General features: G+C 67.1%; 14 protein-coding genes and 1 tRNA gene. 7 read left to right on the top strand and 8 right to left on the bottom strand.

Annotation, left to right across the window (positions count from 1 at the left end; translation table 11 throughout):
• Positions 1–5: 5 nt before the first annotated feature.
• A complete protein-coding gene (locus LQK81_RS13505) occupies positions 6–449 on the bottom strand; it encodes an SRPBCC family protein (RefSeq protein WP_230806880.1) in 444 nt (147 codons plus the stop codon).
• A 124-nt stretch (positions 450–573) separates the two neighbouring features.
• Entirely contained in the window at positions 574–2103 is a 1530-nt protein-coding gene (locus LQK81_RS13510) for a UxaA family hydrolase (protein ID WP_230806881.1), read from the bottom strand.
• A gap of 311 nt (positions 2104–2414) precedes the next feature.
• Between LQK81_RS13510 and LQK81_RS13515 the strand changes: the two genes are divergently transcribed.
• The 3 genes from LQK81_RS13515 to LQK81_RS13525 all read left to right on the top strand — a co-directional run bounded on the left by LQK81_RS13515 (position 2415) and on the right by LQK81_RS13525 (position 5269).
• Positions 2415–3167: a FadR/GntR family transcriptional regulator gene (locus LQK81_RS13515; protein WP_230806882.1), complete on the top strand. Its 753-nt coding sequence runs from the start codon at positions 2415–2417 to the stop codon at positions 3165–3167.
• A 195-nt stretch (positions 3168–3362) separates the two neighbouring features.
• A complete protein-coding gene (locus LQK81_RS13520) occupies positions 3363–4640 on the top strand; it encodes an alpha/beta hydrolase (protein ID WP_230806883.1) in 1278 nt (425 codons plus the stop codon).
• A gap of 404 nt (positions 4641–5044) precedes the next feature.
• Complete coding sequence (locus LQK81_RS13525) at positions 5045–5269, top strand: hypothetical protein (RefSeq protein ID WP_230806884.1); 225 nt, start codon at positions 5045–5047, stop codon at positions 5267–5269.
• Between the two features lie 222 nt (positions 5270–5491).
• Here LQK81_RS13525 and LQK81_RS13530 read toward each other — a convergent pair whose 3' ends face one another.
• Together LQK81_RS13530 and LQK81_RS13535 are read right to left on the bottom strand one after the other, a co-directional pair.
• A complete protein-coding gene (locus tag LQK81_RS13530; protein WP_230806885.1) occupies positions 5492–5851 on the bottom strand; it encodes a hypothetical protein in 360 nt (119 codons plus the stop codon).
• A gap of 189 nt (positions 5852–6040) precedes the next feature.
• Positions 6041–6115, bottom strand: a tRNA-Val gene (locus LQK81_RS13535).
• Positions 6116–6467: 352 nt separating this feature from the next.
• Between LQK81_RS13535 and LQK81_RS13540 the strand changes: the two genes are divergently transcribed.
• From LQK81_RS13540 to LQK81_RS13555, 4 genes are all read left to right on the top strand, one after another.
• Positions 6468–7616: an isovaleryl-CoA dehydrogenase gene (locus LQK81_RS13540; RefSeq protein ID WP_230807136.1), complete on the top strand. Its 1149-nt coding sequence runs from the start codon at positions 6468–6470 to the stop codon at positions 7614–7616.
• Entirely contained in the window at positions 7616–9223 is a 1608-nt protein-coding gene (locus LQK81_RS13545) for a carboxyl transferase domain-containing protein (protein ID WP_230806886.1), read from the top strand. Before LQK81_RS13540 ends, LQK81_RS13545 begins: the two co-directional genes overlap by 1 nt.
• A 19-nt stretch (positions 9224–9242) precedes the next feature.
• Positions 9243–9626, top strand: a complete 384-nt coding sequence (locus tag LQK81_RS13550) for a RidA family protein (RefSeq protein ID WP_230806887.1) — start codon at positions 9243–9245, stop codon at positions 9624–9626.
• 95 nt (positions 9627–9721) lie between these two features.
• Entirely contained in the window at positions 9722–11707 is a 1986-nt protein-coding gene (locus tag LQK81_RS13555) for an acetyl/propionyl/methylcrotonyl-CoA carboxylase subunit alpha (protein ID WP_230806888.1), read from the top strand.
• Between the two features lie 332 nt (positions 11708–12039).
• On the opposite strand, the gene pbpC is transcribed toward LQK81_RS13555, so the two are convergent.
• The 4 genes from pbpC to LQK81_RS13575 all read right to left on the bottom strand — a co-directional run bounded on the left by pbpC (position 12040) and on the right by LQK81_RS13575 (position 25502).
• A complete protein-coding gene (gene pbpC, locus LQK81_RS13560; protein ID WP_230807137.1) occupies positions 12040–14103 on the bottom strand; it encodes a penicillin-binding protein 1C in 2064 nt (687 codons plus the stop codon).
• Between the two features lie 31 nt (positions 14104–14134).
• Complete coding sequence (locus LQK81_RS13565) at positions 14135–19582, bottom strand: alpha-2-macroglobulin family protein (protein WP_230806889.1); 5448 nt, start codon at positions 19580–19582, stop codon at positions 14135–14137.
• A gap of 248 nt (positions 19583–19830) precedes the next feature.
• Positions 19831–21810, bottom strand: a complete 1980-nt coding sequence (locus LQK81_RS13570) for a CHASE2 domain-containing protein (protein ID WP_230806890.1) — start codon at positions 21808–21810, stop codon at positions 19831–19833.
• Entirely contained in the window at positions 21810–25502 is a 3693-nt protein-coding gene (locus LQK81_RS13575) for a FecR domain-containing protein (RefSeq protein ID WP_230806891.1), read from the bottom strand. Before LQK81_RS13575 ends, LQK81_RS13570 begins: the two co-directional genes overlap by 1 nt.
• Between the last annotated feature and the right edge of the window lie 25 nt (positions 25503–25527).

Raw genomic sequence — 25527 nt, forward strand, 5'->3', positions numbered from 1 at the left:
ATGCGCTATTCGTCGATCTCGGGCTCCACGAGCCTCGCCAGGTTTCGCAGCGAGTCCTGCCAGCCGAGATAGCAGGCTTCGGGCGGGATCACGTCCGGCACGCCGGCCTGCGTAATCGCCAGCTCGGTTCCGACCGATACTTTCTTCAGCGTCACCGTGACTTCGATTTCGCCGGGCAGGTTGGGATCGTCGAACCTGTCCGTGTAGCGCAGGCGCTCGCCGGGAACGAGTTCGAGAAATTCGCCGCCGAAGGCGTGGCTCTTGCCGGTCGTGAAGTTCCGGAACGACATCCTGAACGTGCCGCCGGTCTTGGGTTCCAGGTGGTGCACCGTGCACATGAAGCCGTTCGGAGGAAGCCACTTGGCAAGCGCGTCCGCCTCGATGAACGCGCGATAGACCTTTTCCGGGGTGGTGGCGAGGACGCGGTGCAGATTTATCGTGTTCGGCATGGTCGTGATCCTTTTGAAACGTCGGAATAGACGGCCTGAGGACGAACGGGATCATGCCGATCCGACACGGCATCCGATTTTCACCGATGAAAATTGTGCGAGGCCCGTTCCGACGGGACGTCGCTTACGTAATCGCTCCCACCTGCCACGGCACGAACTCGTTGTCGCCGTAGTCGAACGCCTCGCTCGCGGTCTTCCGGCCGGAGGCCGTCTCGACGACGAAGTCGAAGATGCGGCGGCCGGCCTGTTCGATGGTTTCGGTGCCGTCGACGATGGTGCCGCAATTGATGTCCATGTCGTCCTTGATGTGCTCGTACATCGGCGTGTTGGTGGCGATCTTGATGCAGGGCGCGGGCTTGTAGCCGGAGACGGAGCCGCGGCCGGTGGTGAAGGCCACGAGGTTGCAGCCGCCGGCGATCTGGCCGGTGACGGCGGCGGGGTCGTAGCCGGGCGTGTCCATGAAGACGAAGCCGCTTTCCTTGACCTCCTCGGCATATTCGTAGACCGCATTCAGCGGCATCGAGCCGCCCTTGGCGACGGCGCCGAGCGATTTTTCCAGGATCGTCGTCAGTCCGCCGGCCTTGTTGCCGTGCGAGGGGTTGTTGTTCAGTTCGGCGTCGTTCTTCGCCGTGTAGTCGCGCCACCAGTCGATGCGCGACAGGAGTTTCTCGGCCACGTCCGGGCGAGCGGCACGGCGGGTGAGCAGGTGCTCGGCGCCGTAGATCTCGGGGGTCTCGGAGAGAACGGTCGTCGCCCCCTCCTTGACCAGAAGGTCCGAGGCGACGCCGAGGGCGGGGTTGGCGGAAATGCCGGAATAGCCGTCCGAACCGCCGCATTCGAGCGCCAGCCTGATGCCGGAGAGCGGCTGCGGCGTGCGGCGGATCGCGCCCACGTCCGGCAGCATGTCGTCGATCATCTCGCAGGCGGCTTCGATGGTCTTGCGGGTGCCGCCCTGGTTCTGGATCATCATGGTGCGGAAGGTCTTGCCCTCCTCCAACCCTGCCTCTTCGACGAGAGGGCCGTACTGGAAGGTCTCGCAGCCGAGCCCGATCATCAGGATGCCGCCGAAATTGGGGTTCCGCGCATAGCCCTTGAAGGTGCGGGTGAGGATGCGGCCGCCCTCGGATTTGAGGTTCAGCGCACAGCCACCGCCATAGGTGAGCGCCACGACGCCGTCGATGTTGTCGTGGCCGGCCTCGCGGAACTTTCTCGCATAGTGCTCGGCAACGTAGCGCGAGACCGTGGCGGAACAGTTCACGGTGGAGAGGATGCCGATATAGTTGCGGGTGCCGATGCGGCCGTTGCCGCGGTCATAGCCGTCGAAGGTGCGCCTTTCGGCCTCCGGCACCATCACCGGCGGCGCGTTGTCGACACAGAACTCGTGCTTCAGGGCGACGTCGAGGATCGCCAGATTCTGCAGGTGGACATGCTCGCCCGGCCGGATCGCCCGGGTCGCATAGCCGATGATCTGGCCGTATTTCAGAACCGGCGTGCCCTCGGCGATCGGGGCGATCGCCACCTTGTGGCCGCGCGGGATGCGCTCGGCGGTGACGACGCCGTTCGGCAGCGCACGCCCGGCATCGAGGTTGGCCGGAACGACGCCGACATTATCCCGGGGGTTGAGGACGAGGACTGCGGGGATCTCGGCAAGCATGGCAGGCTCCTGCGGCAATGGGTCCGTGCAGTTATGCACAATGTCTGCAAAAGTCAATTGATGCGAAGCGGCTGTGTGATACGGTTGACTCTTTCATCGGCGAATGGCTGTTCCGCAGCACCCCTCCTGTATTCGTCATACTATTTTTGAATTAAGTCCGACAAAAACCTATTGACACCGAAGCCATGCGGGATCGATGGTGAGGCGGGGCGCGAAGCTGCGTCGGGGGAGTTGATTTGGACGTGGATACTGGGTTGGAGGCGGGGCCTGTGACAGGGCCTGCGACTGGACATGAGGCTGATCGCACGGGCTTGCCCGATGTTGGCGGCAAGGATGCGCCGCAGGCCCGCAGGCCGCGGGTGCAGAAGAACGTGACGACCGCTCTCGGTCTCGACATCTGCTCCGAGCGCTACCCGGTCGGCAGCGTGCTTCCCAGGGAAAGCGATCTTTGCGAAATGTACGGCGTGAGCCGGACCGTGGTGCGGGAATCGCTGAAGATCCTCGCCACCAAGGGGCTGCTCCACAGCCGTCCGCGCGTCGGCACCGTGGTTTGCGACAAGGCGGAATGGAACCTGCTCGATGCGCAGATCCTCGAATGGATGGGGCCGCGCATCCAGGATCTCGACCTGCTCGGCTGCATTCTCGAGACGCGCCGTACCGTCGAGCCCGTCGCGGCCGAATTCGCCGCAGAACGGGCGAGCGTGCAGGAGATCGCCGATCTCGAGGCGGCGTGGACGAGGATGCGCGACGCTGGCACCGATACCGAAGCCTTTACCCGCGCCGACGTGCAGTTCCACGAGATCCTGCTGAAGGCGAGCCACAACCAGGTCTTCCGCCAGCTTTCCTCCATCATCCATGCCGGGCTGATGTATTCGCTGCACCGCTCCAACGAGGTGATCGACCATCGCGACGAGGCGCTCGCAATCCACAGGGATCTCGTCGAGGCCCTGCGGCTGCGCGACAAGGCGGCGGCGCGCGCCGCCTCGCACCGGATGCTGGACACGGCCGTCCGCGACCTCGCACCTGCTCTGCGCGGCCGCCGGCAGGATGCCGACGGGGCCTGAGCAGGCCGGGCCCGGCTCATCTCAGGGTCTTCCCGCCGGCATTGTGGCCGATGCGCCGCAGGCCCGCAGCCTTTCCTTCTCCGGTCCACGCTCGCGAGCGATAACCGATTGCCTGCCTTCGCATTGCTCATTAAACAATGCTTAAGATATGGGGAGCGCGCGTCGCGCGGCTTGGTCAATATAGGGTGTGACGGGATGCGAAGTGTGTGGCGTATCGCGATTGTCCTGTCGCTTTCGGTGGCGCTTGCGGCATGCGGCGGCAAGAAGGGCTACATGGCGCCGATCACCGAAACGGCGGCGGTCCCGGGTGCCTCGACCGTCGACATGCTGGTGGCCACGACGCGCACGCCGTCCGGCGATCCGAACACGCTCTTCTCCGGCGAACGCAGCGCGCATCCCTACCTGACCGACATCGCCGTTTCGATCCCGCCGGACAAGAACCGCAAGCCCGGCAGCGTGCAGTGGCCGAAGAAGCTGCCGCCCAATCCGGAGACGGATTTCGCGGTCCTGCGCGTCGAGCAACTGGCCTCGATCGAGGGCGGCCAGGAATGGTTCCAGGTGCACAACAGGAACGGCCACGTGATGGTCTTCGTGCACGGCTTCAACAACCGCTATGAAGACGCGGTGTTCCGCTTTGCCCAGATCATTCACGATTCGGACGCGCAGGTAACGCCAGTGCTGTTCACCTGGCCGTCGCGCGCCAAGGTCTTCGACTACAACTACGACAAGGAAAGCACCAACTATTCCCGCAGCGGCCTGGAGCGGCTGCTGAAGGCGCTGCAGAATGAAAAGGGCGTCACCGACATCACCATCCTCGCCCATTCGATGGGGACCTGGCTGGCGATGGAGGCGTTGCGCCAGATGGCGATCCGCGACGGTCGGGTCGCTTCGAAGATCGAAAACGTCGTCCTCGCCTCGCCGGACCTCGATATCGACGTGTTTGCCCGCCAGTGGTCGGAACTCGGCGTCGACAGGCCGACCTTCACCATCTTCGTCTCGCAGGACGACAAGGCGCTGGCGCTTTCCCGCTTCATCTCCGGCGACGTGCAGCGCCTTGGACAGATCAACCCCGCCGACGAACCCTATCGCAGCCAGTTCGAGAAAGCAGGAATCACGGTGGTCGACCTGACCGATGTGAAGACGGGCGACCGGCTGGCCCACGGCAAGTTCGCCGAAAGCCCGCAGATCGTGCAACTGATCGGCGAACGGCTGGTCAACGGCCAGACGCTGACGGATTCGGACGTCTCGCTCGGCGAAGGCATCACCGCCATCGTCGCCGGCACGGCGGGGGGCATCGGCCGCGTGGCGGCCACCACGGTCGCGACGCCGATCGATCTTCTGACCATGTCGCCGTCGGAGGAAAGGCTCGCCGGCAAGGTGGATCCGGCGCTGGTGTTCGAGGATCAGGCGCAGGAATCCTCGCGGCTGGCGACACAACCGGCCCCACGGCCGGCTCCACAACCGGCACAGTAGCGGGCGCATCACAAAACCACACGACTTCCCTCGCGTGGAATGAGAAATCCACCTAAACCCTCGTTTATGTGAGATAGCTTGCCTTCCTCGTCACGGAGGAGCGTAAAGTGTTGGTACGCCTGCGGCAGGTCCTTAGGAGAGCTGTCTATTTATTGTTTTTATACAATAATTTTAAAGTTACGGTGCGCGCAGAGGGCAACTCGGTCGTCTGCAATCGGGGCGCGTGAAATCGCGGCGGCGCAGGGGCGCTGCCGTCCAGATCGACTTGCAGGGAGAAACGTCCGACGTCCGTGATTTATTCTCGGTAAGTTCCCACATTTTTGTGGAAATATGTGTATGGTTGTGTTTATATACTCACAAATTAAAAGACCAGCCAAAATCATCACGCTTCAAAGGGGAATTCCATGGCTCGAACGCCGGAGGAATGGGGGGCGCTGCTTGGCAGTACCCTAGCGAAGATGCAGGCCAGTGATGCCCGGTTCATGCTTCCGGCGATGTCGCCGGATTGCTCGCGCATCATTACCGAAACCATTGCCGTCATCGTTGCCGAAGCCCGCATGCAGGGGCGCGACGACGCCCTGCTCGATCTGCAGGCCCCGACCATCGCACGACGCCGCCTGCACGCCTGAGGCCAGGTGCCGTCTGCCCGCCCTGTGACCGGTCACCGGGCCAAGCAGGATCGGGGATCCCGCAGGGGCTTTTCGGACACCCGCATGAAGTCTGTTCATCGTCTCCTATAAGTCTCATGGCGTGACGCGATCGAAGGGTATTGCGTCTCATGTGTCGACGCCATGCAACCGAACCTGCCGCATGTCGTCGCAAGGCCGCTACGCGCTTTTGCGCGACATTCGTCAGCTGCGGCGCTCCGTCGGTTGCGCCGTCAGGCGCCCGCGCGAACGGGTGCGGTTCGCGCTTGCCAGCCGCTCGCGCGCTTCCTTCAGTTCGCCGGCCGTGAACAGCGGCTGGAATTCGCTCCGCAGCATCGTGGCTTCCATGGAGACCTCGCTCCTGCCGAGATCGATCAGGCGCTCGAGGCCGGTGGTGCCGGGCTTGAAGACGAGTTCCTTCGCCGCCGCCACGCCGCCGTTGAGGATGACGTAGCGCCGGAACAGCACGGGGCGGAAGCCGAGACCGGCGCAGGTGTCGTAGAGCGCCAGCATGGCGAGGTGAAACTGTTCCTGAGGGTGGTTGCTTCGCGCGCCAGGCTTCAAGGTGTCGTCTCCCGTAGTGCACAGCCGTCTTGTTCGAAAGGCCCGCGGAGGGGATCTGCCCCTCGTGTTCGCCCGTCTGGATAGTCGACTTCGGTGCCCGCCGCAATCGCCGGCAGAGGCAGGCGTTCTCGCATACGGGAGGAATGCAAAAGGCCTTCCGGTTTCCCGAAAGGCCTTTCCGAATTCGAATGGTGGGCGTGACAGGGATTGAACCTGTGACCCCTACGATGTCAACGTAGTGCTCTCCCGCTGAGCTACACGCCCATCCGATGTGGCCGCATAGACCACAAAAGCCCGAGCGGCGTCAATAGGCCCCGTGAAGCTTTTTTCACCGTTTTTCGGTGCCGCTTTCGGGGCCGCGATTTCACCGCGATCGGGGCCGCCGAATTGGGCTGGGGATAAAATGGGGATCGCTCTCCCCGCGAGAAAATGGCACCCTATGTCAGGAGTTGGCGTTCGGGAGGAACGCTGGCGGTTCTGCGGGAGGCGGGCCGGCGACGGGGCGCGACGCTGTGTCGGGCGCTGTCGCCGGGCATAGCCTTCCGGCAGTCCGGCAAGGCCCGGCAGCCGTGCCGGGCGATCGCTGCGGGAGGATGTGAGGATGTATACGGCCGGAATGAATTTCGGGCTCGGCGAGGACGTCGAGGCGCTGCGCGACACCGTCCGCCGGTTCGCCGCGGAGAAGATCGCGCCGATCGCCGCGGAGGTCGACCGCAGCAACGCCTTCCCGATGCCGCTATGGCGGGAACTCGGCGATATCGGCCTGCTCGGCATCACCGCCTCGGAGGATTATGGCGGGGCGGGCATGGGCTATCTGGCCCATTGCGTGGCGATGGAGGAAATCAGCCGGGCCTCGGCCTCCATCGGCCTGTCCTACGGCGCGCACTCCAACCTCTGCGTCAACCAGATCATGCGCAACGGCTCGGACGCGCAGCGGGCGGCCTATCTGCCGAAGCTCGTTTCCGGCGAGCATGTCGGGGCGCTCGCCATGTCCGAGCCGGGCGCCGGTTCGGATGTGGTGTCGATGAAGCTCAGGGCGGAGAAGCGCGGCGACCGCTTCGTGCTGAACGGCAGCAAGATGTGGATCACCAACGGACCCGATGCGGATGTGCTCGTGGTCTATGCCAAGACCGATCCCGATGCCGGGCCGCGGGGCATTACCGCGTTCCTGGTCGAGAAGGGGTTCAAGGGATTTTCGACCGCGCAGAAGCTCGACAAGCTCGGCATGCGCGGCTCCAACACCTGCGAACTGGTGTTCTCCGACTGCGATGTACCGGCGGAAAACGTGATGGGCGGGGAGGGGCGCGGCGTCAACGTCCTGATGTCGGGCCTCGACTATGAGCGCGTGGTCCTCTCCGGCGGCCCGCTCGGCATCATGGCCGCCTGCCTCGACGTCGTCGTGCCCTATGTGCACGAGCGCAAGCAGTTCGAGCGGCCGGTCGGCGAATTCCAGCTGATGCAGGGCAAGGTCGCCGACATGTATGTCGCGCTCAATTCCGCCCGCGCCTATGTCTATGCGGTGGCCGCCGCCTGCGACCGGGGGGAGACCGCGCGCAAGGACGCCGCCGGCTGCATCCTCTATGCGGCCGAACAGGCGACGCAGGCTGCGCTGCAGGCGATCCAGGCGCTCGGCGGCAACGGCTACATCAACGACTACCCGACCGGGCGCCTCCTGCGCGACGCCAAGCTCTACGAGATCGGCGCCGGCACCTCCGAGATCCGTCGCATGCTGATGGGACGAGAGATCTTCCAGGAGACTGCGTGATGGCGGTGCTGCGGTCCGGCATTTCCCCGCGCAGCGAAGCATTTGCCGCCAACCGGGCGGCGATGCTGGAGGCGATCGCGACGGCGGAGGCAGCGGCCGCGCAGTCGTTCGAGGGCGGCGGGGCGAAGGCGCGCGAACGCCATCTCGGGCGCGGCAAGCTCCTGCCGCGCGACCGCGTGGCGCAATTGCTCGATCCCGGATCGCCCTTCCTGGAGATCGGGATCGTGGCCGGGCACGGCCTCTACGGTGGTGCCTCGCCGGGTGGCGGCATGATCGCCGGCATCGGCCGCGTCTCGGGGCTCGAATGCATGATCGTATGCAACGATGCGACGGTGAAGGGCGGCACCTACTATCCGATCACAGTGAAGAAGCACCTGCGTGCCCAGGAGATCGCCGAGCAGAACCGGCTGCCCTGCATCTACCTCGTCGATTCCGGCGGCGCCAACCTGCCGAACCAGGACGAGGTGTTTCCCGACCGCGACCATTTCGGCCGCATCTTCTACAACCAGGCGCAGATGTCTTCGAAGGGCATCGCCCAGATCGCCGTCGTCATGGGCAGTTGTACGGCGGGCGGCGCCTATGTGCCGGCGATGAGCGACGAGACGGTGATCGTGCAGAACCAGGGCACGATCTTCCTCGCCGGGCCGCCGCTGGTGAAGGCTGCCACCGGCGAAGTGGTCAGCGCCGAAGACCTCGGCGGCGGCGACGTGCACACGCGGCTCTCCGGCGTCGCCGACCATCTGGCGCGCGACGACCGGCATGCGCTGGCGCTGGCGCGGCGGATCGCCGGCAATCTCAACGGCCGCAAGCAGCCCTTGCCGAGGAAGGGCGAGGGCGAGGCGCCGCTCTACGATCCGGACGAGATCCTCGGCATCGTGCCCTCCGACACCAAGGTGCCCTACGACGTGCGCGAGGTGATCGCGCGCATGGTCGACGGCTCGCGCTTCGACGAGTTCAAGGCGCGCTTCGGCACCACGCTCGTCTGCGGCTTCGCGGCGATCTGCGGCATGCCGGTCGGGATCGTCGCCAACAACGGCGTGCTGTTCTCCGAAGCCGCGCTGAAGGGCGCCCATTTCATCGAGCTCTGCGGGCAGCGCTCCGTGCCGCTCATCTTCCTGCAGAACATCACCGGCTTCATGGTCGGGCGGAAATACGAGGCGGACGGTATCGCCAAGCACGGCGCCAAGCTGGTCACGGCGGTCGCCACCGTCGGCGTGCCGAAGATCACCATGCTGATCGGCGGCTCCTATGGTGCGGGCAACTACGGCATGTGCGGGCGGGCCTATTCGCCGCGCTTTCTCTGGACCTGGCCGAACAGCCGCATCGCCGTGATGGGCGGCGAGCAGGCGGCCGGCGTGCTCGCCACCGTGCGCCGCGAGGGGATCGAGCGTTCGGGGGCCGCATGGTCGGCCGAGGAGGAGACGGAGTTCAAGCGTCCGACGATCGAGATGTTCGAACGCCAGAGCCATCCGCTCTATGCCTCGGCGCGGCTCTGGGATGACGGCATCGTCGATCCGCGCAAGGCTCGCGATGTCCTTGGCCTGTCCCTGTCCGCCGCGCTCAATGCCTCAATCGAGCCCACGCGCTTCGGCCTGTTCCGCATGTAGATCCAACTGGAGGACGACCATGAAACGGGAGAACATCAACGCGAAGAATGCACCGAACCCGCACGGGGGGTATTCGCAAGCGGTGAAGCTCGAGGCGTATGACCGGCTGCTCCTCGTCAGCGGCCAGATTCCGGCGGACTCCGACGACAAGGTGCCCGACGGCTTCGAGGCGCAGGCGCGCCAGGTCTGGCGCAACGTCGACGCGCAGCTCAAGGCTGCAGGCATGGACAAGTCCAATCTCGTCAAGCTGACGACCTATCTTGCCGACCGGCAGCACGCCACCGCCAACCGGGAACTTCGCAGCGAATATCTCGGCGCCGTCGCGCCGGCGATGACGGTGGTGATCTGCGGCATCTTCGACGAACGGTGGATGCTGGAGGTCGAGGCGGTCGCAGCCCAGTGAGTGCGGTGTGACGGCAAGGCAATGGTCCGGTCCCGGGTTCGCCGGGGGCCGGGCGACATGACGGCACCTGCAACCGGGCCTGTCCGGGAGAGACGATGTTCAAGAAGATCCTCATTGCCAACCGCGGCGAGATCGCTTGCCGGATCATCCGGACGGCCCGCAAGCTCGGCATCGCCACCGTTGCGGTCTATTCGGACGCCGACCGCGCGGCGTTGCACGTGCAGATGGCCGACGAGGCCTTCCGCATCGGGCCTGCAGAGGCGGCGCGGAGCTATCTCGACAGCGGCGCGATCCTAGACGCCTGCCGGCAAAGCGGCGCCGAGGCGGTGCACCCGGGTTACGGGTTCCTCTCCGAGAACCCCGACTTTGTCGAGGCGGTGGCAGCGGCCGGGCTCGTCTTCATCGGTCCGTCGGCGCAGGCGATCCGGGCGATGGGGCTGAAGGATGCGGCCAAGGCGCTGATGGAGCAGGCGGGCGTACCCGTCGTGCCCGGCTATCACGGGGAAAACCAGGAAGCCGGGTTCCTTTCCGCACAGGCCGAGGCCATCGGTTATCCTGTGCTGATCAAGGCGCGGGCCGGCGGCGGTGGCAAGGGCATGCGGCGGGTGGACAGGCCGGCCGCCTTCGCGGCGGCGCTCGCCAGCGCCCGACGCGAGGCCGAGGCCTCGTTCGGCGACGGCCGCGTGCTGGTCGAGAAATACATGGCCAAGCCGCGGCACATCGAGGTGCAGGTGTTCGGCGACAGCCACGGCAACGTCGTCCATCTGTTCGAGCGCGACTGCTCGGCGCAGCGGCGGCACCAGAAGGTGATCGAGGAGGCGCCGGCGCCGGGGATGACGGCGGAGATGCGCGAGGCGATGGGGACGGCTGCGGTGCGCGCCGCGCAGGCGATCTCCTACAGCGGCGCGGGCACGGTCGAGTTCATCGCCGACGTCTCCGATGGGCTTCGGGCCGACCGCTTCTTCTTCATGGAGATGAACACGCGGCTGCAGGTCGAGCATCCGGTGACGGAAGCGATCACCGGTCTCGACCTGGTCGAGTGGCAATTGCGCGTGGCCGCGGGCGAACCGCTGCCGAAGGCGCAGGCGGAGCTTGCGATCGACGGCTGGGCGTTCGAGGCGCGCCTCTATGCCGAAAATGCGGCGCGCGACTTCCTGCCCTCCACCGGCCGGCTGGCACTGTTCGACGTTCCGGGCGGCGTCCGCGTCGATTCCGGCGTGCGCGCCGGCGATGAGATCGCCGCGTTCTACGATCCGATGATCGCCAAGGTGATCGTCCACGGCAAAGACCGCGCCGAGGCGCTCGGCCGGCTCTCGGGCGCGCTTTCGCAGTGCCGGATCGCAGGCGTCACGACCAATGCCGGCTTTCTCGGCCGGCTCTGCCGGGAGCCGCATTTTGCGGCCGGCGATGTCGATACGGGGCTGATCGAGCGGGAGGCGGCGACGCTGCTGCCGAACCCCTTCCCCAGTGCGCGCGTGCAGGCGCTGGCCGCGATCGCGGCACTCGGCCTGCTGGATCCTCCGGGCGAGGACGATCCCTGGCAGCGCCTGCGCGGCTTCCGGCTGTGGGGCGCTTCGTGGCAATCGGTCTTCATCGAGCAGGAGGGCCAGGCGCTGGAGGTCCGTGTCGCGGCCGCAGGCGGCCACCGCTTCGACGTCGCCGTGGGCAATCTCCGGCTCTCGCTTACGATCCGGAACGGTGCCGGGGGGAGCGTATTGGCCGATTTCGGCGATCGCAGCGTCGGGGCGACCGTCGTGCGCGACGGGCTGCAGATCACGCATTTTGCCGAGGGCGAAAGCCATGTCTTCCACGCCGAGGAAGCGGCCGGCCTGCATGGCGAGGATGAAGCCGGCGGCGACGTGCTCGTCGCGCCGATGCCGGGGCTCGTGCGTCTCGTCCAGGTGACTGCGGGGGCAGCCGTCGAACGGGGCGACCCGCTGGTGACCATGGAGGCGATGAAGATGGAACTGGTACTGGCCGCCCCGCGCGACGGCACGGTCGAGACGGTGGCGGTGGCGGCCGGCGACCAGGTCGGCGAGGGCGCGGTGCTCCTACGACTGGTGGAGGAGGAGCCGGAGTAAGGATACCGCGATTGCCTCTTCTCCCCATCGGGGAGAAGAGGGATGCCGCGACGCCTCGGTCCCCCTCTCCCCGCTTGCGGGGAGAGGGCCGGGGTGAGGGGCTTTTGCTGGCCGCCTTGGCGGGGCGGACCTTCACCGGCAGTGGCGCGGGAGGTGGTAGAAGAAACGGCTTGGGGCACGGCCGCCCCTCATCCGCCTGCCGGCACCTTCTCCCCGCAGGCGGGGAGAAGGAGGGATGCCGCGACGTCTCGGCCCCCTCTCCCCGCTTGCGGGGGCTTTGCAACGGCTCTGGAAGCCGGCGTACCATCGGGCTGAAGCCGGATCCTGCGGCGCTATTCCACAAACACCCGCACGCTTGCGGCCCGGCCGACGGCGTCGATCACCGTCAGGGTCGAGTAGCCGGCGCCGTCGGGGGTCCATTGGGTGGTGCGGCGGCGGGAGCTTTCGGGGAGCATGCGGCCGTTGGCGAGCCAGCGGAAGGGGGCGCGGCCGCCCTGCAGCTTGAGCGCCAGCGGGGCGATGTCGCCGCCGGTGCGGGCGCCGAGTTCGACGTGGGCGCCCTCGGGCGGGTAGACGATCTGGGGTGCGGGCTCCCGGGCGGTCGCGGCGACGAGGCCGGATGCGGTGCGGGCGAAACGGCGCAGGCCGATCGGCAGTTCCGACTGGGCGATGCGCAGGGCGCCCGCCGGCGCCCCCGGTATCGGGGTGACGGCGATGCCGGATTTCGAGAAGGCCTCGAACAGGATCGGGGCGGCTGCTTCGTAGCCGGTCAGGCCGGGGACGGCGGCGTTGTCGGCGCGGCCGACCCAGACGCCGAGCACATGCCGGCCGTCATAGCCGACCGACCAGGCATCGCGGTAGCCGTAGCTCGTGCCGGTCTTGTAGGCGATGCCGAGCCTGCGGCTGCCGCGCGGCGGCAGAACGGCGGAAAGCGTGTCGCTGACGTTCCAGGCGGCGGCCGGTTCGACCAGTGGATCGCCGACGACGACTTCGGGCGGGTGCTCTATGCCGTTGCCGAGGCGAACCACCTTGCCCTGGTTGGCAAGCGCCGCATAGAGTTGGACCAGATCGCGCAAGGTGATGCCGGCGCCGCCGAGCGCGATGGCAAGCCCCGGCGCTTCGGCGGCGGGCAGCGCCAGGCGGACGTCGGCCCGGCGCAGCCGCACCATGAGCCGCGTCGGCCCGACGGCGTCGAGCAGCCGCACCGCGGGCACATTGAGGGACAGTTGCAGCGCCTGGCGTACGCTCACGTCGCCCTGATAGCTCATGTCGAAATTGCGCGGCCGGTAGCCGAAGAAGTCGGCCGGGCGATCCTCGACGATCGTCTCCTGCGCCACCAGCCCCTCCTCGAAGGCGAGGCCGTAGATGAAGGGTTTCAGCGCCGAGCCGGGCGAGCGGATCTGGCGCGTCATGTCGATCCAGCCGGAGCGGGAGGCGTCGAAATAGCCGGCCGAGCCGACCTCGCCTATGATCTCGCCGGTGCGGGCGTCGGCCATGACCATGGCAACGGAGAGCTTCGGCCCGAGCCGCTCGGCGGCGCTGCGGGCAACCGCTTCCAGCGCCTGCTGCACGCCGCGGCGGATCGTCGTCTCGTGGCGCTGGCGGGCCGGGTCCTTGCGCAGCGCAAGTTCGGAAAGATGCGGCGCAAGGGCCGGGAGTTGCAGGCGGCGGATCGGGACGGCTTCGCTGCCCGCCCGCTCGGCCTCGCCCTCACCGATCACGGTCGAGACGGCCATGCGGGTGAGCACGCGTTCGCGCGCCGCTTCGGCCATCTTCGGGAAGCGATCCGGCCGGCGCCGTTCGGGCAATTGCGGCAGGGCGACGAGCAGGGCTGCCTCGGCGACCGAGAGCCGCTCCGGCTCCTTGCCGAAATAGGAGAGGCTCGCCGCACGCACGCCCTCCAGATTGCCGCCATAGGGAGCGTGGGTCAGGTAGAGGTCGAGGATCTCCGTCTTGGTCAGCCGCCGTTCGAGCTGGATCGCGCGCGCCATCTGCCGGGCCTTGGCCAGGAGCGAGCGGCCGTCGCGCGGCTCGATGAGGCGGGCGACCTGCATCGACAGCGTCGAGGCGCCGGAGACGATGCGGCCGTTGCCGACGAACTGGCCGGCGGCGCGCAGGAGTGCCAGCGGATCGACGCCGCTGTGCGCGTGGAAGCGCTGGTCCTCATAGGCGAGCAACATCCGGACGAACTGCGGATCGACGTCATCAGACGTCGTCCGCAGCCGCCAGAGGCCTTCGGAGGTCGCGAAGGCCCTGAGCAGGCGCCCGTCGGCATCCACCACTTCGCGGGAGGTTTCCATCGCCCGTTCGATCGGCGGCGGAAAGGCCTCGTCGGCGCGGTTCAGCCCTTGCAGCAATGCCGTGCCGAGCACCGCATTGCCGAGAAGAGCCAGTATCCCGAAGCGGAAGAGGGACACGGGCCGTCTCCTATTCCGCCAGTACCTGCATGCGGCCGGTCGCGGTCCGGGCGGCGAACTGCGGGCGGTACATGTCCTCGACGCTCGCCGCCGGGTGGTCGTAGGTGCCCGGCGTCACTGCGCGCACGACATAGGCGAGCGTGATGTCGTCATTGCTCGAGCCCGAGCGGTCGAAGGCGGCGACGAAGCGGTCGCTGCGGAACTCGGTATGGGCGGCCTCGACCTCGCCGATCCAGTCGAAATTGGCGAGGCTGGCGCTGTTGACCAGGCTCGGATTGTCGATCTCGAGCCCTGCCGGGAGCAGGTCGGTGATCAGCACACGCGACGGCCAGGTGTTGTCCTCGTGCACCTTCAGCACGACGACGTAGCGCTCGTTCTGGCGGGCCTCGGAGATGGTGGTCGGCTCGCCGTCGAGCGTGTAGTAGTTGCGCTCGATGACAAAGCCGTCGCCGCCGGCCGGCAGCGGCTGGACGGGGGCCGCAATCGTGGTCAGCACGGCCGAGACGGGCTCGCCGCCACGGTTGACCACCGTCACCGGCTTCTTCAGCAAGTCCTCGCCGCTCATGCGGGCGGCGTAGCGGCCGTCATGACCGGCGCCGTTCACCTCGAGCTTGAGAGAATTGTCCTGCCCCCGGATGGCGCGGGCGGCGAGCAGCATCCAGCTCTGCTCCTGGGTGCTGGTATAGGCCCTGCGCTCCCATTCGTGCTCGACGATCCGGGCCAGTTCGGGGACGATCGCCGGCGCCGGGCGCGCCTCGGTGGCGAGTGCGAGGACGGCCGCGCCGTCGCGGAGCGCCGAGCCGTAGTCGGACCGGACCAGGCTGACATTGGTCACGTCGCCCGCCATGCGCAGCGATTGCCCGAAGATCTGGCCGGAGCGCTGCGCATCGCCATAGAGGCCGAGGGCGGCTGCGATGTGCGCCTTGGCGAGCGGGGTCGGGAATTCCGACAACCGCGTATCCGCATAGTAGCGCAGGTCGCTGATCGCGGCCTTGCGGTTGCGGGCCAGCACGTAGAGCGCATAGGCGATCTCGTTGCCGCGCTCCTTGACGTTGTTGTCGTAGGACAGCGCGTTCTGGAGATTGTCGAGCGCCTGCACCATCGCCTGTTCCGGCACTTCGAACTTCTGCTCGCGGGCGCGGGTCAAGAAGTCGGTGACGTAGGCATCGAGCCAGAGGTCGCCGTAGCCCGGGCCCCAGAGGCCGAAGCTACCGGAGGAGGACTGGTAGGAGAGCACGCGGTAGATCGCGTCCTGCACCCGCTTGCCCGTCTCCACGTCGTCGGGCAGGCCGCTCTCCTTCGACAGTTCGCTGAGATAGAGCAGCGGCAAGGCGCGGCTGGTGGTCTGCTCGGCGCAGCCATAGGGGTAGCGGTCGAGCGCCATCAGCAGGGCAGGGACGTCGAAGGCGGAGGCGCGCGAGACGTTGAGCGCTGCGGAGGCGCTGCCGAGCAGGCTGTCGGCCAGCAACTGGTCGTCGATCGTGAGGCTGCTGCCGGCGGCAAGCTCCAGCACCCGCCGGGTGGTGACCGGCAGGGTGGCGGGGCGGACGGGAATGTCGAGCGATTGCTCCCAGCTTTGGCCGCTGCCGTCGGAAAGCGCGACGGTGACGGTTCCTGCGCCCACCTCGCCGCCGATCAGCGGCAGGGTCAGGTCGGTCTTGCCGCCCGCCTCCAGCCGCACGGTCTGTTCTGCACCGGTCTGTTCGATCATCACGGCGGCGTTGTGGGTGACGGCCAGTCGGTAGTCGCCGGCCGGCGCGTCGGTGTTGGCGATGTCGAGCCGGAGGCTGGCGCGGTCTCCCGGCGCCAGGAATTTCGGCAGGCTCGCCGTGACGACGACCGGGTCGCGGACGATGACGTCGCGCTCGGCGTGACCGATCCCCTCCTTCGACCAGGCGACGGCCATGACGCGGGCGGTGCCGTTGAACTGGGGGATGTCGAAGGAGACCCTGGCCTTGCCTTCGCCGTCGAGCTTTACCGGCCCGGAGAAGAAGGCGACCAGTTTCTGCGTCGGTGGGTTGCCCTCCACCGCCGTCTGCCCGCCGTCGCCGCCGGTGCGCAGCCTGCCCGTGGCGCCGAGCGAGCCGTCGATCAGGCGGCCGTAGAGGTCGCGGATCTCCAGCCCGAGGCGGCGCTGGCCGAAATACCAACCGTCCGGATCGGGTGCCTCGTAGCGGGTGAGGTTGAGGATGCCGACATCGACGGCTGCGACCGTGACATAGGCGTCCTCGTTCGCGCCGGCTCCGGCAACCGAGACGGAAATGTCGAGCGGCTGGCGCGGCAGGGTCTTTTCCGGGGCATCGAGGGTGACGGCGAGCTTGCGCCCGGCCGGGTCGACCTTCAGCCATTTGACGCCGATGGCCCGCATTGGCATGCGGCTCTCCCGGGCGTCGCCGGGGCGATAGAGCGTAGCGGTGACATAGGCGCCGGCGCCCCAGTCGGCGGTGACGGGAATCTCGACCTCGCCGCCGCTGTCGCCGATTTCGGCCGTGCTGACGGAGATCAGGGTCTCGGTGCCGCTGGTCACCAGAAGTTCGCCGGCATAGCGCGAGGACACCTTGAGCTTCGCCGTCTCGCCGACCGCATAGCTCTCCTTGTCGAGGGCGATCTCGAGCGCGTCGGGCGTCTCCGTCGAAGTCGCCTCGACATACCAGCCAGCATCGAACTCGATGCTGGTCGTCGGGCCGTCCGTCGCCGCGGTCTCGACCTCCAGCCGATAGCGGCCCCAGCCGACGGGGACTGCGATGTCGGCGCCGTCCGGGCCGACGTCGATCACGCCGGCCTCGACCTGTTTGGTCGAAAGGATCGGCTCGTAGCGCCAGGACGAGCCTTCGCGATACCACTGATAGTTCCGCTCGACGCTGAGAAGCTTCCAGGGCAGGCCCGACACCTCCTGCCTGCGGCCGTCGGGGCTCGCCACGATGACGTGGAAGCGGGCGGTCGAATTCTCGGCAACGCCACCGTCCGAAGCCGGCCGGATGCCGATCATCGGTCCCTCGGGGCGCACCGGCAGTGTCAGCGCGCGCTCGACGGCGCGGCCACCGGCCTCGCTCATGCGCAGGGTGATGTCGGCGTTGAGAAGCTGCGTCGTCGCCGGGCGCTCGGCGATATCGACCTCGAAGCGCGCCTTGCCGTCCTCGTCGAGCGGCTCCAGCCCCTCGATCGGCATGCGGTTCTCCTCCATCGCCTCCTCGTCGGCGAGGCCGAAGACATAGCCCTTGAAGGCCTCGCTCGTCCGTGTCGGCTTCAGCGCCACGTCGCCCTCGATCTCGAGGCCGGCGGCGGGGGCGCCGTAGAGATAGCGCCCGTCGACGTCGATCGCCACCGGCGTGCCGCCGATGATCTCGGTTGCCTCGCTGGTCAGGTCGAACTCGGTACGGTCGGGCACGAAGTCGTCGACGAGAAAGGTCTTCTCGCCGATCGACGGCGCCTTGGGATCGGCGAAGATCTGCATCGTCCAGGTACCGCGCATGGCGTTCGGCTGGACGGGGAAGTCGATCGCGTGGCCGCCGATCCGGCTGTCGTTGCTGACGACACGGCGGTCCTCCACGCCGTCCGGGCGGGTGAAGACGAAGGTGAGCGGCAGGCCCTCCACGGCGTTCGCCTCGACGTCGCGGGCAAGGGCCGCGGCGTGGACAGTCTCGCCGGCGCGGTAGATGCCGCGCTCGGTCCAGGCGAAGATGTCGATCGCGCCGGGTGCCGCGCGGCCGGTGACGCCGCGGTCCGAAAGGTCGAAGCCGGCGCGGGTCATGTCGAGGAACACGTAGTCCGCGCTGCCGTTGCGGGCGGTGAGCACGGCCGGCATCGTCGCCGCCGTGCCGCGGATCAGGCCGGCGGTGAAGGTGGCGCGGCCGTCCGCGTCGGTGGTCGCTGTGCCGAGGACCTCGTTGTTCTTGGCGAGCAGTTGCAGCTCCACGCCGGCCATCGGCGCAGCACTGCCGAGCGCGCGGGCGAAGACGTGCAGCCCGTCGGTGCCGGCGAAGGTGGAAAGCCCGATGTCGGAGACGAGGAACCACTGCGTCGCCTTCGCATCCCAGTCGCGCTTCGGCCCGTTCGAGGCCGCGGCCGTCAGCACATAGATGCCGGGCTTGCGTTCCGGCAGCGCCTCGTCGACGGGGAAGGAGGTGACGACGTCCTTGTTCAGGTCCCGCTGCATGTCGATCTGGCCCTGCCAGACGAGCTCGCCGAGTTCGCTTTCGATGCGGCTGGCGCCGTAGCCGTCGAGCTGGGTCAGGAACTGCGAGCCGGTGAGAAGGGCGGCGATGCTGCGGTCGCCGACGCGGTAGAGCTTCAGGTCGGCGCTGTCGGTGTTGACGGAGACGATCGGGATGCCGCGCCGGGCCGTGCTCGGCAGGACGAAGCTGTCGCCGGTGAAGCGCACGCTGGCGCTACGGTCCTGGACGTAGATGTCGAGCTCGACGGGAGCCTCCAGGCTCTCGTCGACCGAAGACGGCAGGCCCGGGCGGAAGGCGAGACGATAGCGCTGGCCATGGTTCAGGCCCTCGATGCAGATCTGGTTGTCCTTGGCCTCGACGCCCTTGGGTGCTGCCCCGTCGAGGGTGACGAAGCCCGCATAGTCGGTGCCGACCTTCATCAGCGGCTCGGAGAACTGCACGCAGGCGCGCGGGCTGACGCTGTCGTTGTCGATCGTATGCTGGACGAGGCGGAAGCCCTGGCGCGCCTTGAGATCGAGATAGGCAGCGCGCACGATCGCATCGTCCGCGAGCGCGAGGCTTTCCTTGTAGGCATCGATGCCGGCGCGGTAGTTGCCGGACTTGTCCAGGGCGAGCGCAAGGACGGCGAGCGCTTCCGCCCGCGCAGAGGTGGTCCGCGTCAACCAGTAGGCGTTGAGCGCGGCCAGCGGGCCCTGGCCCGTGAGGTAGCTGTTGTCGGTCGTCTGCGACGCCGTCTGCGCCATCTCGGTCCAGAGGAAACGGTCGTCGGGAGAAAGCGACAGGGCGCCCTTGTAGGCGTCGAGCGCTTCGGAATAACGGCTGGACGAGGCTTCGATCCGGCCGAGAGCGGCCAGGCTCTCGACCCCTTGCCCGTCCTGCGCGCTCAGCAGCGACAGGCTGGACCGCAGCGCGCGCGCTTCCTGCTGCAGATTGTCGGAGATGAAGGTGAGCGACGGTGCCGCACCGATATCGGCTTCGCCGTCGGTGAGCGCGATCTTGCCGGCGACCGTGCCGGCAAAGCCGTTCAACTGGCTGAAATCGGACTTGAGGAAGCACCACTTGACCTTGGGATTGTAGGTGAAGGCGCGGCAGGAGAGGTCGTCGATGCACTGGGCCTTGCACTGGTCGAGCGTGACGTTCTGGACGGTGCGCAGGTCGAAGCCGAAATAGTCGGCATTGTCAGTCGTGACGACGGTGCGCCGCGTTTCGGCTGCATGTCCGGGGTGAAGGCCTGGCGCGAGGGTGAACAGGAGGGCGCAGAGGAAACCGATGAACGCACGCATAAACCCTTGTCCTCCAAGAAAATTCAGCCCCCGGTCACTGTCGAAGCTTAGCAACGCGATGTCAACCGAAGGGGCGTGGCGGGGTGAATTGGCACTCCAACGACGAGTGTCTTTCAGCTTCATGCTGAAGCAGTCAGACTCTCGCCTTCCTTGTTGTCGTTTGTCTTATCGGGAAAACCGGATTCCACTTTTCCCTGACAAACTCTAGGACGGCTCAGGCTGCGGGTTTCATCGCCGCGCGAGACCGCTCAGCCGGTACCGGCGGCCCGTTCGGCCCGCACGATCGTATAGTAAGGCGAGAGGGCTGGCAGCGCGGTAGACAACCGGTCGAAGAGCGGGTCGGCCGCCGAGAGCGTCTTCGCCTCGCGGGCGGCCACGAGGCGTCGGTGCTGCAGAAGCGCTTCCTCAGGCACGCCGGCAAGGGCGGTGAAGACGGGCGAGGCGGTCGTGCGCCCCTTGACCGTGATGCGGTCGAGTTCGAACACGCCGAACCGGTCGGCCAGCATGGCGGTGGCTTCGCCGATCAGTAGCGGCACGCCGTAGTTCTTCGACGCGCCTTCCAGGCGAGAGGCGAGGTTGACCGCGTCGCCCAGCACCGAATAGTCGAAGCGCTGCGAGGACCCCATGTTGCCGACGACGCATTCGCCGGTGTTGATGCCGATGCCGATCTTCAGCGGGTGGTGGACGCTGCCGCGCTCGGCGGCCTCGCGCTTCAACTCGTCGTTCAGCGTCTCCATGCGGGCCAGCATATCGATCGCGGCGGCCACGGCATGGTTGGCATGGTCCTCGTCGTCCAGCGGCGCGTTCCAGAAGGCCATCAGGCAGTCGCCGATGTACTTGTCGATCGTGCCGCCGTGGCCGAGCACGATGTCGGAGAGCGGCGTCAGCAGGCGATTGATCAGCGTCGTCAGTTGCTCGGGATCGTCCTTCATCGTCTCGGCGATGGTGGTGAAGCCGCGCACGTCGCAAAAGAGGATGGAGAGCGTGCGCCGCTCGCCGCCGAGGCGCAGTTGCGACGGATCGCGGACGAGCCGCTCGACCAGCGCCGGCGAGAGATATTGCGAGAAGGCGCGGGTGATCTGCTTGCGGTTGCGACGCTCGTCGGCATAGTCGAAGGCCGCCTGCCCGACGGCGACGGAGGCAAAGGCGAGCGCCGGGCCGAGCGGCGAGACGAACAGCCCCGCATGGCGGATCAGCAGGAAGCTGATGGCCGCAAAGCCGAGGGCCGCTCCCAGCGCGATCACGGCCGTCTGCCAGCGCGTCGAGCGCCACACGGTGCCGGCGGCCAGGATCGCGGCGAGCGCGATGCCGGCGAGGACGACGGGCGCCCCGGCCCGGCGGATGGCGCTGGCGTTGACGATGTTGTCGAAGATGGTCGCCTGGATCTCCACGCCCGCCACCAGGCGCCCGGTGTGGACCGTGTAGGGCGTGGCGAAGGCGTCGGCGCCGCCGTGGTTGATCTCCGGCGCGTTCTGCAGGCTCAGGCCGACGATGACGACGCGGTCGCGGAAGAAGCCCTCCGGCAGGAAGGCCTGCGGGTCGAGCGCCTGGTAGTAGGAGACAGTCGGATAGCTGCGGGCGGGGCCGTAGGACTGGATCATCCATTCCCCCGCCGGCAACTCGGCCGGCCGGCCGGCGATGCGGGCGATCTGGCGGGCGAAGCCGTCCTCGTAGCGGGGCAGGTCGCGGAAGATGCCGTCGCCGCTGAGCGAGATGGACGCGAGCCCGGTGACCGCGCCCGCCTCGGAAAAGGCCGGCAGCGGCGTGGTGCGCACCAGTTGTTCGGCCTGCGGGGTGACGATCACGCTCTCGTCGCCGGCGAGCACGACGTCCGGGCCGAGACTCGCTGCGAGTGCCGCATCCGCCTCCGGCGCAGAGGGCTCGGCAAAGATGATGTCGAGCCCGATGGCCTTCGCGCCGGCCGCCCGCAGCGCCTCGATCAGCCGCGCATGAATGTCGCGCGGCCAGGGCCATTGCACGTTGATCTCGGCCAGCGACGGCTCGTCGATCGCCACCACGATCGGGCTGTCGTCCGGAGGGGCGGGGTCGTGGAGCGTCGAGAGATAGTCGAAGCTGCGCAGCTCCTGCAACGTCCAGAATGGGAAGCGGGTGAGCGCGGAGACGATGAGGAAGGCGGCCAGCGTCAGGAGCACGAGCCGCAGCCTGCGGCTCGGTCGGGGCCCGGCGTCCAGGACGGCACCGGAGCGGAACGGCCAGGCCCGGGGCATCAGAACCGCACTTTGAGGGTGCCCTTGAAGCTCCGTCCCCAGCCCGGAATGCCGGTCGCGACCTCGAAGTCCTCGTCGAGCAGGTTGAAGGCGGCGAGGCTCATCTCGACGCGCTTGTCGAAAGGCTCCCAGGTGACGCTGGCATCGAGGGTCCAGAAGGCGGCGAGGTCCATGCGGGCGACGGGAAGGCTACCGTCCAAAGATGTCAGGCTTCCGGCGCGTGTGCCGATGTAGTTGCCGGCGACGGTCGCCTTGACGTTGGCCTCATTCACCCAGGTCAGGGCTATCTGCCCCGACCACGTCGGCACGAAGGGCAAAGTATCGCCATAGTCGAAACTGGAGGGATCCTTGTTCTTGGAGTCGGTGTAGGCAACCGTACCGGAAACGCCGAAGCCATTGCCGATGAGGACATTCGACGTCAGGCTGGTGCGATCGATACGGCCTTCGGAAAGCTCCACCGAGTTGGGAAAGAACGTGGACGGCCAGATCGTGGGATAGCCGATGGCAAGACTGTTCATGTCCTGATGCTGGTAGTCGAGCGCCGTGAAGAACCAGTCCGTCCATTCGGCGTCCCACTTGAATGCGACGGTATCCGCGTAGCCGTCGATTGCGAGACCGGTCTGGTTCGGCTGGATGCCGACGATGCTGACCGGCGCAAGCGTGTTGGCGCCGTAGTCGTAGCTCTGCCGGATGAACGCGCCGCGGAGCCATTGCCCGTCGGCGGGGGCGTAGGCGAGCCCGATGCGTGGTTCGAGCCGCCTTGTATCGGCGAGGTCGCCGTTTGCGTAGGTGCCGAACACCCCGTACTCGGCTTTGACCTGCCGGTTGATGTCATGCAGCACGTCCAAATAGATTCGGCCGTAGTCCACTCGCGAGGTCGATTGCGAATCCGGTACGTCCGTTATGTCCGATGCATAGTCGAAATCTATGACGCCACCCTCGACGCCGTATCGCCATGTCAGGTTGCCCGTCGAAACCGTGTGGTTGAGGGCGCCTATGTACGAGGTCTGCGACGCCCGCTGGTTGACTACGAGCGTGTCACCGCCGGCTGTTATCGAAACCTGCTGGTTCTGGTCAGTGTCGCTGTAGAAGAACGCTGTGTTGATGACGTTTTCGAAGCTGATCGTATGGCTCCAGCCGACGCCCAATTCGGTGGTCTTGAAGTCGTCGTTTCGAGCGAAGGTTATGGGTGCTTCGAGAAAAGAGTAGGGGAGATCAAGCGTTCCGTCTCCGTGTTGTGCATAGACTACGACTCTGTTGCCAGGCGTCGGTGTCGCCGTGAAGTAGCCGGTGCCGCTTACGAGTTCGGACTCGCCGTCAAAGCGTGAGTGAGGGAACGCGATATTGCCCGTGAGCGGCGTCTTGGCCCATTCGAGATTGACGTAGCTGCTGACCGGGAAAGGCCAGTTGGCGAAGCTGCTCCAACTGCCCTGGTAGATCGGCCGCGAATCCCCGTTGTAGGTTGAGATGCCGTAGCCGAGCTCCACTTCCGAAAAGGGGTGGCGGATGTAGTAGGGGCGTGCTGACGGGCCTGCGAGCATATGGGGGTCGTACAGAAGGCCTTGCATGAAGGACGAGAAAGTCGATTTGTTCTGGCTCGGTTCGATGCCGTCGCCACCGTAGAGGTAGTTGTTCAGGAACGGATTGACGCTGCCGCGCAGCGTCTGGTCGACATAGGAGGAGCCGGTGAACGGGTCGAAGGTGATGTCGCCGTAGTACTGGCCCCAGGCGTTGAGGCCCTGCAGGCGGAAAGCGTTGTTGAGGGTTGAACCGGCGTCGTGGTTGAAGCTGATGGCGGCATGATCCGCACCGATGGCGCGCAGCCGGCGCATGTATTCCTGCGCCGCTGCAATGGCACCGTCGGAATCGTATTCGTCCATCGCGATGCTGGCCCTGAGCGACGGGACGACGGGATCGTTCGGATCGAGCCTGTCGGCGTTGTCCAGCGCCTGCTGGGCAGCGATACGATTGCCCTGCTCCTGCTGCGCAATGGCCAGTGCAAGCTGTCCTTGTGCATAGGCCGGATTGGCGACGGTGCCGGCCAGCAGGTCCTCTGTCGCCTTCTCCAGTTCGCCGGTCGATAGATGGTAACGGCCGCGCGCGACCAGCGCGAGATCGAAGCCGGGGTCGCTGGCCATGGCACGATCGATCTCGCGCTTGGCCTCCCGTACCCGGTCCTGCTGCAGATAGACGATAGCCAGGTTCGATCGGGCCAGCGCATCCTCGGGGTCGAGTTCGATCGCGCGCTTCAGTGCTTTTTCGGCCGATTGCCAGTCGCCGCGAGCGTCCTGGGCGTTGCCCAGGTCGTTCCACAGCGTGCTCCAGCCGGGGGCGACCTTCACCGCCTTTTCGAGCGTGGCGATCGCGGCGTCGACATCGCCTTCGATGCCGCCCTGATAGCGCGCGAGCGACCATAGCCCGTAGGGTTGGTTCGGATCCAGCGCCAGCGCGCGGCCCATCGCTTCCTTCACCTGTTCGCGGTCGTTGATGATGAAGGCGAAGGCGGAGCGGTAGCCCGGCAGCCGCGGGTCGTCGGGATACTTCTTCTCGGCCCCCTTCAGCACCTCCAGGCTTGCCCGGATGCTGTCGAGGAAACCTGCGGCATAGGCCTGCCCGAAGGCGCCGTTCGGGCCGGTGACATGACGCGGCTGCTTTTCGAGACGATCGGGATAGGCCAGCGCGCGGGCGAAGTAGCCGCCGAAATCGGCCACGCTGGCGCGCTTCGGATCGAGGCCCGGCGCGGCGCGGGCGAAGAGCCCGGCGGCATCGGAAAAGCGGCGTTCGGCGCCGGCGACCATGGCGTCCATCAGGTCGAGGCGGGCGCGCCCCGCGGTGGAAAGCGACATGGCGCGCGCCCTGTCCAGCGAGGCGACCGACTTCTGCCGGCCATCCAGCGTGAACTGCGCCTCGGCAAGCGTCAGCCAGTCTTCGGCGCTGCGAGCCTGTTCCGGGATTTGCTCTATGCGGTCGATCGCCTCGCGCATCTCCTGCGCCGTCAGCGGCGAGGCCTGCATGTAGACGAAGGCGTCGCGCAGCGGCAGGTAGAACAGCATCTGCTCGCGGTCGTCGGAGTTGACGACGATGACCTTCTGCGGCGCCTGACCGATGCGGGCGACGGCGGCCTCGCCCTGGCGGACCTGGACGCTGCCCTGGGCGTTGGTGAGCTCGACCGTGCCTTCGAGCACGGCCAGCGAGGTCTTGTCGCCGTCGACCGTCAGCGACCAGTCGGTGCCGCGGATGGCGGCGGCGGCGGCGGGGGTCTCCACCTTCAGGCCGCGCCCGCCACGCTGGGCGCGCGCCCAGATGCTGCCGCTGTTGAGATCCAGCACGGTGTCGCCGGTCGCCCCCATCTGGCGGACGAGCAGCGAGGAGTTGCGGCCGAGGCGGATCTGGGTGTCGTCGGAAAACAGGATCGCCAGCTGGCCGACCGCGTTGGTGCGCAGTTCGTCGCCGATCAGCAGGTCCTGGTTGAGGTCGACGTGGTTCCAGGCGGAAACGTCGAAGAAGCGGACCTCCTCGCCCGTCTTGCGGGCGATGACGGAACCGGCCGCCGGGGCGGCGCGCGGAACCGGCTCGCCGAGGGCAGCCGAATGCCCACATGCGAATAGAAGCGGCAGCGCCGCTATCGCCTTCCAGCCCGTCCTCAGTCCCATGGGCGAAGAACGGCCGGTGCCGGCGCAAATGTCAAGCATGCTGGGGTCTTCCACTTGCTTTTAT

The sequence above is a fragment of the Rhizobium sp. GN54 genome, assembly GCF_021026345.1.
In the GTDB taxonomy this organism is placed as follows: domain Bacteria; phylum Pseudomonadota; class Alphaproteobacteria; order Rhizobiales; family Rhizobiaceae; genus Mycoplana.

What these genes read in the sequence shown, in the direction of transcription:
- LQK81_RS13510 (WP_230806881.1), bottom strand. Translation starts at nt 2,103, where the DNA reads ATGCTTGCCGAGATCCCCGCAGTCCTCGTCCTCAACCCCCGGGATAAT.
- LQK81_RS13570 (WP_230806890.1), bottom strand. Translation starts at nt 21,810, where the DNA reads ATGCCCCGGGCCTGGCCGTTCCGCTCCGGTGCCGTCCTGGACGCCGGG.
- LQK81_RS13525 (WP_230806884.1), top strand. Translation starts at nt 5,045, where the DNA reads ATGGCTCGAACGCCGGAGGAATGGGGGGCGCTGCTTGGCAGTACCCTA.
- LQK81_RS13565 (WP_230806889.1), bottom strand. Translation starts at nt 19,582, where the DNA reads ATGCGTGCGTTCATCGGTTTCCTCTGCGCCCTCCTGTTCACCCTCGCG.
- LQK81_RS13505 (WP_230806880.1), bottom strand. Translation starts at nt 449, where the DNA reads ATGCCGAACACGATAAATCTGCACCGCGTCCTCGCCACCACCCCGGAA.
- LQK81_RS13545 (WP_230806886.1), top strand. Translation starts at nt 7,616, where the DNA reads ATGGCGGTGCTGCGGTCCGGCATTTCCCCGCGCAGCGAAGCATTTGCC.
- LQK81_RS13575 (WP_230806891.1), bottom strand. Translation starts at nt 25,502, where the DNA reads ATGCTTGACATTTGCGCCGGCACCGGCCGTTCTTCGCCCATGGGACTG.
- LQK81_RS13520 (WP_230806883.1), top strand. Translation starts at nt 3,363, where the DNA reads ATGCGAAGTGTGTGGCGTATCGCGATTGTCCTGTCGCTTTCGGTGGCG.
- LQK81_RS13550 (WP_230806887.1), top strand. Translation starts at nt 9,243, where the DNA reads ATGAAACGGGAGAACATCAACGCGAAGAATGCACCGAACCCGCACGGG.
- LQK81_RS13540 (WP_230807136.1), top strand. Translation starts at nt 6,468, where the DNA reads ATGAATTTCGGGCTCGGCGAGGACGTCGAGGCGCTGCGCGACACCGTC.
- LQK81_RS13555 (WP_230806888.1), top strand. Translation starts at nt 9,722, where the DNA reads ATGTTCAAGAAGATCCTCATTGCCAACCGCGGCGAGATCGCTTGCCGG.